Origin of the sequence: Enterobacter sp. 241F3 (assembly GCF_034106785.1) — a bacterium.
Taxonomy (GTDB): Bacteria; Pseudomonadota; Gammaproteobacteria; order Enterobacterales; family Enterobacteriaceae; genus Enterobacter; species Enterobacter vonholyi.
Genome location: NZ_JAWNDD010000002.1, coordinates 560,743 through 572,560 on the forward strand (window position 1 = coordinate 560,743; position 11,818 = coordinate 572,560).

The 11,818-nt window shown below is 54.4% G+C and carries 16 protein-coding genes; 9 read left to right on the forward strand and 7 right to left on the reverse strand.

What is annotated here, in order from left to right; translation table 11 throughout:
• Positions 1 to 27 precede the first annotated feature (27 nt).
• The 7 genes from murA to mlaF all read right to left on the reverse strand — a co-directional run bounded on the left by murA (position 28) and on the right by mlaF (position 4,821).
• Positions 28 to 1,287 carry a UDP-N-acetylglucosamine 1-carboxyvinyltransferase gene (gene murA / locus UR504_RS10020; RefSeq protein ID WP_115876352.1) on the reverse strand — a complete coding sequence of 420 codons (1,260 nt, stop codon included), beginning with the start codon at positions 1,285 to 1,287 and terminating at the stop codon, positions 28 to 30.
• 50 nt (positions 1,288 to 1,337) lie between these two features.
• The gene (ibaG, locus tag UR504_RS10025) at positions 1,338 to 1,592 is read right to left on the reverse strand and encodes a BolA family iron metabolism protein IbaG (RefSeq protein WP_008501458.1); all 255 of its coding nucleotides are present in this window, start codon (positions 1,590 to 1,592) and stop codon (positions 1,338 to 1,340) included.
• A gap of 126 nt (positions 1,593 to 1,718) precedes the next feature.
• Positions 1,719 to 2,012 carry a lipid asymmetry maintenance protein MlaB gene (gene mlaB / locus UR504_RS10030; RefSeq protein ID WP_127732410.1) on the reverse strand — a complete coding sequence of 98 codons (294 nt, stop codon included), beginning with the start codon at positions 2,010 to 2,012 and terminating at the stop codon, positions 1,719 to 1,721.
• Complete coding sequence (gene mlaC / locus UR504_RS10035; RefSeq protein WP_302236892.1) at positions 2,012 to 2,647, reverse strand: phospholipid-binding protein MlaC; 636 nt, start codon at positions 2,645 to 2,647, stop codon at positions 2,012 to 2,014. The genes mlaB and mlaC overlap by 1 nt, the downstream gene beginning before the upstream one ends.
• Before the next feature lie 18 nt (positions 2,648 to 2,665).
• Positions 2,666 to 3,214 (reverse strand): outer membrane lipid asymmetry maintenance protein MlaD, encoded by a 549-nt coding sequence (gene mlaD, locus UR504_RS10040; RefSeq protein ID WP_008501455.1) that lies wholly within the window; start codon positions 3,212 to 3,214, stop codon positions 2,666 to 2,668.
• Positions 3,215 to 3,218: 4 nt separating this feature from the next.
• Positions 3,219 to 4,001 (reverse strand): lipid asymmetry maintenance ABC transporter permease subunit MlaE, encoded by a 783-nt coding sequence (gene mlaE, locus UR504_RS10045; RefSeq protein WP_010436044.1) that lies wholly within the window; start codon positions 3,999 to 4,001, stop codon positions 3,219 to 3,221.
• Between the two features lie 7 nt (positions 4,002 to 4,008).
• Positions 4,009 to 4,821 (reverse strand): phospholipid ABC transporter ATP-binding protein MlaF, encoded by an 813-nt coding sequence (gene mlaF, locus UR504_RS10050; RefSeq protein WP_024906354.1) that lies wholly within the window; start codon positions 4,819 to 4,821, stop codon positions 4,009 to 4,011.
• A gap of 227 nt (positions 4,822 to 5,048) precedes the next feature.
• Here mlaF and UR504_RS10055 point away from each other — a divergent pair, with 227 nt between their 5' ends.
• The 9 genes from UR504_RS10055 (at position 5,049) to ptsN (ending at position 11,799) form a co-directional block, all read left to right on the forward strand.
• On the forward strand, positions 5,049 to 6,026 hold the full coding sequence (locus tag UR504_RS10055) for a calcium/sodium antiporter (protein ID WP_039260412.1): 978 nt from the start codon (positions 5,049 to 5,051) through the stop codon (positions 6,024 to 6,026).
• Positions 6,027 to 6,039: 13 nt separating this feature from the next.
• The gene (gene kdsD / locus UR504_RS10060) at positions 6,040 to 7,026 is read left to right on the forward strand and encodes an arabinose-5-phosphate isomerase KdsD (RefSeq protein WP_032659705.1); all 987 of its coding nucleotides are present in this window, start codon (positions 6,040 to 6,042) and stop codon (positions 7,024 to 7,026) included.
• Between the two features lie 14 nt (positions 7,027 to 7,040).
• A complete protein-coding gene (kdsC, locus tag UR504_RS10065) occupies positions 7,041 to 7,607 on the forward strand; it encodes a 3-deoxy-manno-octulosonate-8-phosphatase KdsC (RefSeq protein WP_274243315.1) in 567 nt (188 codons plus the stop codon).
• A complete protein-coding gene (gene lptC / locus UR504_RS10070) occupies positions 7,604 to 8,179 on the forward strand; it encodes an LPS export ABC transporter periplasmic protein LptC (RefSeq protein WP_115876356.1) in 576 nt (191 codons plus the stop codon). The genes kdsC and lptC overlap by 4 nt, the downstream gene beginning before the upstream one ends.
• A complete protein-coding gene (gene lptA, locus UR504_RS10075) occupies positions 8,148 to 8,702 on the forward strand; it encodes a lipopolysaccharide ABC transporter substrate-binding protein LptA (RefSeq protein WP_033146750.1) in 555 nt (184 codons plus the stop codon). Before lptC ends, lptA begins: the two co-directional genes overlap by 32 nt.
• A 6-nt stretch (positions 8,703 to 8,708) precedes the next feature.
• Entirely contained in the window at positions 8,709 to 9,434 is a 726-nt protein-coding gene (gene lptB / locus UR504_RS10080; protein WP_023309359.1) for an LPS export ABC transporter ATP-binding protein, read from the forward strand.
• 47 nt (positions 9,435 to 9,481) lie between these two features.
• Entirely contained in the window at positions 9,482 to 10,915 is a 1,434-nt protein-coding gene (gene rpoN / locus UR504_RS10085) for an RNA polymerase factor sigma-54 (protein ID WP_302236908.1), read from the forward strand.
• Between the two features lie 22 nt (positions 10,916 to 10,937).
• Positions 10,938 to 11,225, forward strand: coding sequence for a ribosome hibernation promoting factor (hpf, locus tag UR504_RS10090; RefSeq protein ID WP_111964975.1), 288 nt, complete (start codon positions 10,938 to 10,940; stop codon positions 11,223 to 11,225).
• Between the two features lie 82 nt (positions 11,226 to 11,307).
• The gene (gene ptsN, locus UR504_RS10095) at positions 11,308 to 11,799 is read left to right on the forward strand and encodes a PTS IIA-like nitrogen regulatory protein PtsN (RefSeq protein WP_008501443.1); all 492 of its coding nucleotides are present in this window, start codon (positions 11,308 to 11,310) and stop codon (positions 11,797 to 11,799) included.
• The last annotated feature ends 19 nt before the right edge of the window (positions 11,800 to 11,818 follow it).

Below are 11,818 nucleotides of genomic sequence, written 5' to 3' on the forward strand. Positions count from 1 at the left end.
ATTTCTGGCAGGGGGCTGCCGGAACGATTACTCGCCCTTCACACGCTCGATGTTGGCACCCAGCGCGCGCAGTTTATCTTCGATACGCTCATAGCCACGATCGATGTGATAGATACGATCCACAATCGTTGTACCTTCCGCGATACAACCCGCCAGCACCAGGCTTGCAGACGCACGCAGATCGGTTGCCATCACCTGAGCGCCGGACAGCGTCTCAACGCCATGGCAAATCACAGTATTACTTTCGATCTCAGCACGTGCACCCATACGGATCAGCTCCGGTACGTGCATAAAGCGGTTCTCGAAAATGGTTTCTGTGATGAAGCCAGTACCCTCGGCGACCAGGTTCAGCAGGGTGAACTGCGCCTGCATGTCAGTTGGGAACGCCGGGTGTGGCGCCGTACGCACATTGACTGCTTTTGGACGCTGGCCATGCATATCGAGGCTGATCCAGTCTTCACCGACTTCAATATCCGCACCCGCATCGCGCAGTTTCGCCAGCACCGCATCCAGGGTATCTGGCTGCGCGTTGCGACAAACAATCTTACCGCCAGAAATCGCCGCTGCGACCAGGAATGTACCGGTTTCGATACGGTCCGGCAGAACGCGATAGACACCACCGCCCAGACGCTCAACGCCTTCGATGGTGATACGGTCGGTACCCTGGCCGGAGATCTTCGCACCCAGCGCCACGAGGAAGTTGGCGGTATCCACAATCTCCGGTTCACGCGCGGCGTTTTCGATGATGGTGGTGCCTTCTGCCAGCGTCGCCGCAGACATAATGGTGACCGTTGCGCCCACGCTCACTTTGTCCATGACAATGTGCGCGCCTTTCAGACGACCATTAACGGACGCTTTAACGTAACCTTCTTCCAGCTTGATCTCTGCGCCCAGTTTTTCCAGACCAAAGATGTGCAGGTCAACCGGACGCGCACCGATGGCGCAACCGCCCGGCAGAGAAACCTGACCCTGACCAAAACGCGCCACCAGCGGGCCAAGCGCCCAGATGGATGCACGCATGGTTTTCACCAGATCGTAAGGTGCTGAGAAGTTGTTCACCTTGCTGGCGTCGATCCAGACGGAACCGTTACGCTCAACTTTCGTGCCCAGCTGGGTGAGCAGCTTCATGGTGGTGTCGATATCTTTCAGCTTAGGTACGTTCTGAATTTCTACCGGCTCTTCAGCCAGCAGCGCAGCAAAGAGGATTGGCAGCGCGGCGTTTTTCGCGCCAGAAATTGTGACTTCGCCCTGGAGACGCGTTGGCCCCTGTACACGAAATTTATCCATTGTGTGCTCTCTTATAAATTCAACCGTGCTGCGGGCCTGTCGCCCTCAGCTCAAAAACCGTTTAGTTTGCGATCGCGTGCCCACTCTTGCGGGGTGAACGCTTTAATTGACAGGGCGTGGATGCGGTTATCCGCAATATATTCCATCAGCGGCGCGTACACAGCCTGCTGTTTCTTCACGCGGCTCATACCGTCGAACATCTCACCCACAGCAATAACCTGGAAGTGACTGCCATCGCCAGTGACGTGGGCTTCCTGAAGGGAGAGTGCATTCATCAGCACTGTCTGGATTTCATGATTTTCCATGGGTTCTTAATCATCTGATAGTGAAAACAAGCCCAACATCTTAGAGCAAAGTGGCGTTGTCTTAAACAAGCAAAAAGCCCTGACGATGAAACTGTCAGGGCTTTCGGAAGTAACGCACTGAAAATATTAACGAGGCAATACGTCCTGAGGAAGATTGTAGAGCTGAGCAAGGGTCACGACATTCTCGCTCGCGCCGCGAAGCGTGACGCTAGCCCCCTGCTTTTTCCCTACAGCAATCAGATGGGCAAGCAGCGCAACCCCGGCCGTATCCACCCGCGTGACCTCGGTTAAGTCGATAAGCGTCACGCCCTGCATCACTTCATGGCGTTTGTCCCACAGTGGGTTCAGCAGATCCTGATCCAGTTCACCGGACAGCTTTAACGTCTCGCCTTCACGCGACCAGCTGAGTTGCTGTGACATTACTTCTTCTCGTCCAGCGTGATTTTCTGACGAGCAATGGACTGCAGCTGAGCGGTCAGGCCATCAATGCCTTTGGTGCGCAGCAGATCGCTCCATTCGTTCTGTTTGGTGGTGATCATGCTTACGCCTTCGGCGATCATGTCATACGCCTGCCAGTGACCGGTCTGGCTGTTTTTACGCCACTGGAAATCCAGACGAACCGGCGGACGACCGTTAGGATCGTTGATCGTCACACGGATAGGGACGATGGTCGCATCGCCCAGCGGCTGCTCGGGCGCAATCTGATAGGTCTGACCGTGGTACATCGCCAGCGCCTGGCCATAGGCCTGTTTCAGGTATTCACGGAACGCGGCAAAGTAGGCCTCACGCTGCGCAGGAGTCGCGTCTTTGTAATAGCGGCCCAGCACCAGCGCACCCGCATATTTGATCTGCACGTACGGCAGCAGCTCCTGGTCAACCACGTCACGCAGGTAATCAGGATTAGAACGAATCTTAGGCTGTTCGTTTTTAAGACGGTCGAATGTCTTCTTCGCCGCTTCGTCCATCAGTTTGTACGGGTTACTCTGATCCGCAGCGTAGGCGGCGGTAAGAGGGGCGATGACCAGCATGGCAACCATTAACAGTCGTTTAAACATGAATGACTTCTCCTGATATTAATTCGCAGCACCTGGGGTCGGCGCGGCATTGGTATGGTCTTCGCTCTGCGCAGGGGCATTGTCAGACTTTTTATCATCCCCTTTACTGTTGTAAAGGAACTGACCAATCATATCTTCCAGCACCATGGCGGACTTGGTGTCCTGGATCACGCTCCCGTCCTTAAGGATAGTCGTTCCCAGCTCGGGGTCTTCAAAGCCAACGTTAAGCGCCAGATATTGTTCGCCCAGCAGACCCGAAGTCCGGATAGACAGGGAGCTGGTGTCCGGAATGTGGTTGTAACGCTCTTCGATATCCATCGCGACGCGAGGCAGATAGGTCTTCTCATCCAGCGTAATGTCGGATACGCGCCCGATCACCACGCCGCCGATACGGACCGGTGAACGCGCCTTCAGCCCGCCGATGTTATCGAAGGTGGCATAGATGCGGTACGTCGGCTCGGTGCGCACAGACGTGATATCCGCCGCTCTCAGGCAGATAAACAGTGCGGCTAGCAGCGCCAGCAGCAGGAATACACCGACCCAAATTTCATTTTTTCTCGTTTGCATGAACTCAATTCCCAAACATCAGTGCGGTGAGCACAAAATCCAGACCCAGTACGGCCAGCGACGAATGAACGACTGTACGTGTAGTTGCGCGGCTAATGCCCGCCGACGTCGGGATGGCATCGTAACCATTGAACAATGCAATCCAGGTGACCGTAATGGCAAATACCACGCTTTTAATCAGGCAGTTAACCAGATCCATTCGCAGGTCAATGGCGTCCTGCATGGCAGACCAGAAGAAACCGGCGTCAATGCCTTTCCAGTGCACGCCAACCAGCGAACCGCCCCAGATACCCACGGCGACAAACAGTATCGTCAGCAGCGGTAAAGAGATGACCCCCGCCCAGAAACGCGGCGAGATCACGCGACGCAGCGGATCGACCGCCATCATCTCCATGCTGGAAAGCTGCTCGGTCGCGCGCATCAGGCCAATTTCAGCCGTTAAGGCCGACCCCGCGCGCCCGGCGAAAAGCAGCGCCGCCACAACGGGCCCCAGCTCGCGCAGCAGCGAGAGCGCCACCAGCATCCCGAGGCTAGTTTCCGCACTGTAGGTTGTCAGAACAAGATAGCCCTGCAGCCCAAGCACCATACCGATAAACAGACCGGAGACAATGATGATGAGCATCGACAGCACGCCGACATTATAAAGCTGGCGCACCAATAGCGGCGCGTGCTTACGGAATTCCGGCTTGCCAACCAGGGCGTTGAATAACATCAATCCGGCACGCCCGAACGTCCTGATGGTTTTTATGCCACGGTGTCCGAGAGCGGCCAACGCATTTAACAGCATGAGTGGCTTAACTCCCTATTCCCAGTAAATCGTCACGATAGTCGCCTGCCGGGTAGCGGAACGGCACAGGGCCATCGGCAATACCGTCGAGGAACTGTCTAACACGCGGATCGCAATTTTCCTGCAGCGCCTGAGCGCTACCGTGTGCGACGATCTTTTTGTCCGCCACGATATAGGCGTAATCGGCAATGCTCAATACTTCCGGTACATCGTGAGACACCACAATGCAGGTGACGCCAAGCGCGCTGTTCAGCTCAGAGATGAGCTTCACCAGCACGCCCATCGTAATGGGATCCTGTCCAACAAACGGTTCGTCGAACATGATTAAATCAGGTTCTAATGCAATGGCTCTCGCCAGCGCGGCGCGGCGCGCCATGCCGCCGGACAGCTCCGAAGGCATCAGCTTCGCGGCTCCCCGCAAGCCAACGGCTTCGAGCTTCATCATCACCGTGCTTTTCAGCAGTTCAGGTGGCAGACTGGTATGCTCGCGCAGCGGATAAGCCACGTTATCAAAGACGTTCATGTCGGTGAACAAGGCGCCCGACTGAAAGAGCATGCTCATGCGTTTGCGGACAGTATACAGGCGCGAGCGCGACATCTCCGGGATGTTTTCGCCATCAAAGAGGATTTCACCGCTATCCGGTGGGATCTGCCCACCAATAAGGCGAAGCAGGGTCGTTTTACCGATCCCGGACGGCCCCATAATGGCAGTGATCTTGCCACGCGGAACGGTCAACGAAATATCATCAAATATCAATCTGTTGGCGCGAGAAAAACTCACCCCGCGGACATCGACTAAATTCGCCATGGTTTGGCTCATTTATAGTTCCTTTCTTATCCTGCTCACGTTAAGGCATGTAGCCTGAATCAGCCCTAAACTCAGCATTTTTACAGAATAATAACCGTAGAGGTTAGCGAAAGCTGGCATTTGTTTTACTTTTCCGGCGCATAAAGTCAAAATTAGGAATTCGTTACGCCTCAGACTGTATGCAGTCCAGCCGTTCACGCGCGATGGACCGACGAGTATACCTGAAGAAAGGACTTTTGATGCTTTTAGCAACAGCACTGTTAATAATTGGTTTACTTTTGGTCGTCTACAGTGCTGACCGTTTAGTATTTGCTGCATCTATCCTGTGTCGCCTGACGGGCGTACCGCCTGTCGTCATCGGGATGACCGTGGTCAGTGTCGGAACGTCACTTCCTGAAATCATCGTCTCTGTCTCGGCATCGCTGCATGGTCAGTTAGACCTTGCAGTAGGCACCGCGATTGGCTCTAACATCGTCAATATACTCTTGATTTTAGGCCTGGCCGCACTGCTCCATCCATTTCGCGTGCATTCTGATGTTCTGCGCCGTGAATTGCCGCTAATGTTAATCGTAAGCCTGTTGGCAGGCTGCGTATTTTACGATGGCGTACTGAGCTACAGCGACGGTATTTTCCTGCTGGCGCTGGCCGTCATTTGGTTGCTGTATAGTGTTAAAATCGCCCGTCAGGCGGAAAAACAGGGTCAGGATAGCCTCACGCGTGAGCAGGTCGCCGAACTTCCGCGAGAAGGCACGCTGCCTGTTGCCCTGCTCTGGCTTGGTGTTGCGCTGATCATCATGCCGATGGCAACGCGTATGGTCGTGGATAACGCGACGGTGCTGGCGAACTATTTCGCCATCAGTGAACTTACCATTGGTCTGACGGTGATTGCCATCGGTACCAGCCTGCCGGAGCTGGCCACGGCCATTGCGGGGGCACGTAAAGGTGAAGATGACATTGCCATTGGTAATATCATCGGTTCCAACATATTTAATATCGCCATTGTGATGGGCCTTCCGGCCCTCATTACGCCAGGGCCCTTTAATCCCCTGGCGTTCTCGCGTGACTACGGCGTGATGTTATTGGTCAGCGTGATATTTGCCCTGCTCTGCTGGCGGCGGCAACGACAGATCGGCAAAGGCGCAGGCGCGCTGCTGACGGGTGGATTTATCGTATGGATGGCGATGCTGTACTGGCTCTCGCCTCTTCTCTCTGGGTAAACGGAAACGCATTATGTCGCAAATAGAATTGCAGCCGGGTTTTGACTTTCAGAAAGCAGGCAAAGAGGTTCTGGAGATTGAACGTGAAGGTCTGGCGCAGTTAGATCGGTACATTAATCAGGATTTTAGTCTGGCATGTGAGAAGATGTTCTACTGTGCCGGCAAAGTCGTGGTGATGGGGATGGGTAAGTCCGGCCACATTGGACGTAAAATGGCGGCAACATTTGCCAGCACCGGAACCTCTTCCTTCTTTGTACACCCGGGGGAAGCCGCGCACGGCGACCTGGGTATGGTCACGCCGCAGGATATCGTCATCGCGCTGTCTAACTCCGGTGAGTCCAATGAAATTCTGGCGCTGATCCCGGTACTGAAACGACTGCAGGTGCCGCTTATTTGCATGACCAGCCGTCCGGAAAGTAGCATGGCGCGTGCGGCCGATATTCACCTGTGCGTGAAGGTTCCCAAGGAGGCCTGTCCGCTCGGCCTGGCGCCAACGTCCAGCACCACCGCAGCGCTGGTCATGGGTGATGCGCTTGCCGTCGCACTGCTTGAAGCCCGCGGTTTTACGCCGGAAGATTTCGCGCTTTCCCATCCGGGCGGCGCGCTGGGGCGCAAGCTGCTGCTTCGGGTAAACGATATTATGCACACCGGGGATGAGATCCCTCACGTCAGCAAAGAAGCCTCCCTACGTGATGCGCTGCTGGAAATCACCCGTAAGAATCTGGGTATGACGGTCGTGTGCGACGATCTGATGAAAATTCAGGGTATCTTCACCGATGGCGACCTGCGCCGCGTGTTCGACATGGGTGTTGATGTCCGAACCCTGGGCATTGCCGACGTGATGACGCCGGGCGGTATCCGCGTGCGTCCGGGTACGCTGGCCGTGGATGTGCTGAACCTGATGCAGTCCCGCCATATCACCTCCGTTATGGTTGCCGATGGCGACCAGTTGCTGGGTGTGGTACATATGCATGATCTGCTGCGCGCAGGCGTAGTGTAATGAAGGATAAGACAATGAGTAATGCGGGTGCATCCCTTGCAACCTGTTATGGCCCGGTCAGTACCCAGATGATGGCAAAGGCGAAAAACATTCGTCTGCTCATCCTGGATGTGGATGGCGTACTCTCCGATGGCCTGATTTACATGGGCAATAATGGTGAAGAGCTGAAAGCATTTAACGTCCGCGACGGCTATGGTATCCGCTGTGCGCTCACCTCGGGTATGGAGGTGGCTATCATCACCGGGCGAAAAGCTAAACTGGTAGAAGACCGCTGTGAAACCTTAGGAATTACCCATCTGTATCAGGGGCAGTCCGATAAGATGGCGGCGTTTAAGGATTTACTGGGTAAACTGGCTATCGCACCGGAAAACGTGGCCTACGTTGGGGACGATCTGATTGACTGGCCCGTGATGGCTGAGGTCGGGCTGAGCATCGCTGTTGCCGATGCGCATCCGCTGCTGATCCCGCGCGCTGACTACGTTACCCACATCAACGGGGGCCGTGGTGCCGTCCGTGAAGTCTGCGATCTGCTCCTGCTGGCGCAGGGCAAGCTTGATGAGGCCAAAGGGCAATCGATATGAGTAAAACCAGACGCTGGATTATCATTTTGCTTTCGCTAGTCGCACTGGTATTGATTGGCGTGAACCTTGCCGATCGCGACGATACGCAAACGGAAGTGGTTAACAATAGCGATCCAACCTATAAAAGCGATCACAGCGAAACCGTGGTCTACAGCCCGGAAGGCGCGCTGAACTATCGCCTGATTGCCCAGCATGTTGAATATTTTTCAGATGACGGTATTTCGTGGTTTACCCAACCGGTGATGACCACATTCGATAAAGACAAAGTGCCGACGTGGTCAATTAAGTCAGATCGGGCCAAACTGACAAATGACCGTATGCTTTATCTGTACGGCCACGTTGAAGTCAACGCCCTGACCGCTGACTCGCAACTGCGAAAAATTACGACGGATAATGCCCAGATCAACCTGGTAACCCAGGACGTGACGTCGCAGGATCTGGTCACACTGTATGGCACAACATTTAATTCCAGCGGTTTGAGAATGCGCGGGAACTTACGCAGCAAGAACGCCGAGCTGATTGAAAAGGTTAGAACCTCCTATGAAATTCAAAACAAACAAACTCAGCCTTAAAGTAATTATCGCCAGCGCGATGCTGGCGACCAGTCTCCCCGCGCTTGCTGTAACGGGCGATACCGACCAGCCGATTCATATCGAGTCCGACACCCAGTCTCTCGATATGCAGGGTAACGTCGTCACCTTCACGGGTAACGTCGTCATGACCCAGGGCACCATCAAAATTAACGCTGACAAAGTGGTCGTTACCCGTCCGGGTGGCGAGCAGGGCAAAGAGATCATTGATGGTTATGGCAACCCGGCAACCTTTTACCAGATGCAGGACAATGGCAAGCCGGTAAAAGGCCGCGCCTCGCATATGCACTACGAGCTGGCGAAGGACCTGGTAATCCTGACCGGAAACGCGTATCTGGAACAGCTGGACAGCAACATTACCGGCGACCAAATCACCTATCTGGTGAAAGAGCAAAAAATGCAGGCCTCCAGCGAGAAAGGTAAACGCGTCACGACCGTACTGGTTCCGTCGCAGCTGCAGGACAAAGGCAAGGGCCAGGCCCCGGCACAGAAGAAGAGTAACTAATCCGTTATGGCAACATTAACTGCAAAAAACCTCGCGAAGGCCTATAAGGGCCGCCGTGTCGTAGAAGATGTCAGTTTGACCGTCAACTCTGGCGAAATCGTGGGGCTGCTTGGCCCTAACGGTGCGGGTAAAACGACAACCTTCTACATGGTCGTTGGCATTGTGCCGCGCGATGCCGGCAACATAATCATTGACGATGAAGACATCAGTCTTCTGCCGCTTCACGCGCGCGCGCGTCGCGGGATCGGCTATCTGCCGCAGGAAGCCTCCATTTTCCGTCGTCTTAGCGTTTACGACAACCTGATGGCGGTCCTGCAAATTCGTAACGATCTGACCAGCGAACAGCGTCAGGATCGTGCCAACGAGCTGATGGAAGAGTTCCACATTGAGCATCTGCGCGACAGCCTCGGTCAGGCACTCTCCGGGGGCGAACGCCGTCGCGTTGAGATCGCGCGTGCGCTGGCCGCAAACCCTAAATTTATCCTTCTGGATGAACCGTTTGCGGGTGTTGACCCGATCTCGGTTATCGACATTAAACGTATCATTGAACACCTGCGCGACAGCGGGCTTGGCGTACTGATCACCGACCACAACGTCCGTGAAACGCTGGCCGTATGTGAACGCGCGTATATTGTGAGCCAGGGCAATCTGATCGCCCACGGTACGCCACAGCAGATCCTCGAAGACGATCATGTTAAGCGCGTCTATCTTGGGGAAGACTTCAGACTCTGATAGGGTAGAGGTAACGTAACGCCGAACCGGAGAAAAATGCTCTGAACATGAAGCAAGGTTTGCAATTAAGGCTCAGCCAACAACTGGCGATGACGCCGCAGCTACAGCAGGCAATTCGCCTGTTGCAACTGTCCACGTTAGAACTTCAGCAGGAGCTCCAGCAGGCGCTGGACAGCAACCCCCTGCTGGAACAAACCGATCTTCATGACGAGGTAGATACTCAGCAGTCACAGGACACTGAAGCGCTTGATACCGCCGACGCACTCGAACAAAAAGAGATGCCCGACGAGCTTCCGCTGGATGCCAGCTGGGATGAAATCTACACCGCCGGAACGCCTTCCGGTACGCGTGCGGACTACCAGGATGATGAGCTACCGGTCTATCAGGGAGAAACAACCCAGTCGCTGCAGGATTACCTGATGTGGCAGGTGGAACTCACTCCCTTCTCCGATACCGACCGCGCGATTGCCACCTCAATTGTCGATGCCGTTGACGACACCGGCTATTTGACCGTCACGCTTGACGATATTCTGGAAAGCATGGGCGACGAAGAGATAGAGCTTGAGGAAGTTGAAGCCGTTCTGAAGCGCATCCAGCGTTTCGATCCGGTAGGCGTAGCCGCAAAAGATCTGCGCGACTGCCTGCTAATCCAGCTTTCTCAGTTCCGCAAAGAGACGCCATGGCTCGACGAGGCGCGCGTGATCATCAGCGATCACCTGGATCTGCTGGCGAACCACGATTTCCGCACCCTGATGCGCGTCACGCGCCTGAAAGAAGATGTGCTGAAAGAAGCGGTGAATCTGATCCAGTCACTCGATCCACGCCCGGGACAGTCAATCCAGACCAGCGAGCCTGAGTACGTTATTCCGGACGTGCTGGTCAGAAAACACAATGGCCGCTGGGTCGTTGAGCTGAATTCAGACAGCATCCCTCGCCTGCAAATCAACCAGCAGTATGCCTCTATGTGCACCAGCGTGCGTAACGACTCCGACAATCAATATATTCGTAGCAATCTTCAGGAAGCGCGATGGCTGATCAAAAGTCTTGAGAGCCGAAATGATACGCTGCTGCGCGTCAGCCGCTGTATTGTCGAACAGCAGCAGGCTTTCTTTGAGCAGGGCGAAGAGTATATGAAACCGATGGTGCTGGCGGATATCGCCCAGGCCGTCGAGATGCATGAATCAACCATTTCCCGTGTCACCACGCAGAAGTATCTGCACAGTCCACGCGGTATTTTTGAGCTTAAGTATTTCTTCTCCAGCCATGTGAATACCGAGGGCGGCGGAGAAGCGTCGTCAACGGCCATTCGTGCCCTGGTGAAGAAGTTGATCGCCGCGGAGAACCCCGCGAAGCCGCTAAGCGACAGTAAGTTAACCACCATGCTGTCCGATCAGGGTATTATGGTGGCACGTCGTACTGTTGCGAAGTATCGAGAGTCTTTATCCATTCCGCCGTCCAACCAGCGTAAACAGCTGGTCTGACACAACCGATAAGGAAGACACTATGCAGCTCAACATCACTGGACAAAACGTCGAAATTACTGAGGCTTTACGCGAATTCGTGAACGCGAAGTTTGCAAAACTCGAGCAGTATTTCGAAAGGATCAATCAGGTCTATATTGTGTTGAAAGTGGAGAAAGTGACTCATATCTCGGATGCCACCCTGCATGTTAACGGGGGTGAACTGCATGCCAGTGCGGAAGGGCAAGACATGTACGCTGCTATCGACGGCTTGATTGATAAGCTTGCGCGACAGCTCAATAAACATAAAGATAAACTGAAACAACACTAATTGTCCGGGCAGTTAACGGGTGCAGGACGGCCTGTTGTGAAACACAACAGGCCATTTGTACAGTTAGCGCTTAGGTGAAATTATGATGAACAACGATTCCGCTCTTCAACTGAGCAATGTCCTTAACCAGGAATGTACCCGCAGTGCGGTTCACTGCCAGAGCAAAAAACGTGCGCTGGAGATCATCAGTGAACTGGCTGCTAAACAGCTGGGCCTGCCGCCGCAGGTGGTGTTCGAAGCGATTCTGACCCGTGAAAAAATGGGCAGTACCGGTATCGGCAACGGCATCGCGATCCCGCACGGCAAACTGGAAGAGGATACCCTGCGTGCCGTTGGTGTGTTTGTGCAGCTTGAAACACCCATCGCCTTTGATGCCATTGATAACCAGCCCGTCGATCTCCTTTTCGCGCTGCTGGTGCCTGCCGATCAGACGAAAACCCACCTGCATACGCTGTCGCTGGTCGCAAAACGTCTGGCCGATAAAACTATTTGCCGTCGACTGCGCTCGGCCCAAAGTGATGAAGAGCTCTACCAAATTATCACTGAAGCAGAAGGCAATCAGGATGATGCATAACCAGGAGATGGCCTTCACA

Bases quoted from the DNA above. Each gene is read 5' to 3' on its own strand.
- mlaB (WP_127732410.1), bottom strand. From the start codon at position 2,012: ATGTCACAGCAACTCAGCTGGTCGCGTGAAGGCGAGACGTTAAAGCTG.
- lptC (WP_115876356.1), top strand. From the start codon at position 7,604: ATGAGTAAAACCAGACGCTGGATTATCATTTTGCTTTCGCTAGTCGCA.
- rpoN (WP_302236908.1), top strand. From the start codon at position 9,482: ATGAAGCAAGGTTTGCAATTAAGGCTCAGCCAACAACTGGCGATGACG.
- murA (WP_115876352.1), bottom strand. From the start codon at position 1,287: ATGGATAAATTTCGTGTACAGGGGCCAACGCGTCTCCAGGGCGAAGTC.
- mlaE (WP_010436044.1), bottom strand. From the start codon at position 4,001: ATGCTGTTAAATGCGTTGGCCGCTCTCGGACACCGTGGCATAAAAACC.
- mlaD (WP_008501455.1), bottom strand. From the start codon at position 3,214: ATGCAAACGAGAAAAAATGAAATTTGGGTCGGTGTATTCCTGCTGCTG.
- UR504_RS10055 (WP_039260412.1), top strand. From the start codon at position 5,049: ATGCTTTTAGCAACAGCACTGTTAATAATTGGTTTACTTTTGGTCGTC.
- lptB (WP_023309359.1), top strand. From the start codon at position 8,709: ATGGCAACATTAACTGCAAAAAACCTCGCGAAGGCCTATAAGGGCCGC.
- ptsN (WP_008501443.1), top strand. From the start codon at position 11,308: ATGATGAACAACGATTCCGCTCTTCAACTGAGCAATGTCCTTAACCAG.
- mlaC (WP_302236892.1), bottom strand. From the start codon at position 2,647: ATGTTTAAACGACTGTTAATGGTTGCCATGCTGGTCATCGCCCCTCTT.
- hpf (WP_111964975.1), top strand. From the start codon at position 10,938: ATGCAGCTCAACATCACTGGACAAAACGTCGAAATTACTGAGGCTTTA.
- lptA (WP_033146750.1), top strand. From the start codon at position 8,148: ATGAAATTCAAAACAAACAAACTCAGCCTTAAAGTAATTATCGCCAGC.
- kdsD (WP_032659705.1), top strand. From the start codon at position 6,040: ATGTCGCAAATAGAATTGCAGCCGGGTTTTGACTTTCAGAAAGCAGGC.
- ibaG (WP_008501458.1), bottom strand. From the start codon at position 1,592: ATGGAAAATCATGAAATCCAGACAGTGCTGATGAATGCACTCTCCCTT.
- kdsC (WP_274243315.1), top strand. From the start codon at position 7,041: ATGAGTAATGCGGGTGCATCCCTTGCAACCTGTTATGGCCCGGTCAGT.
- mlaF (WP_024906354.1), bottom strand. From the start codon at position 4,821: ATGAGCCAAACCATGGCGAATTTAGTCGATGTCCGCGGGGTGAGTTTT.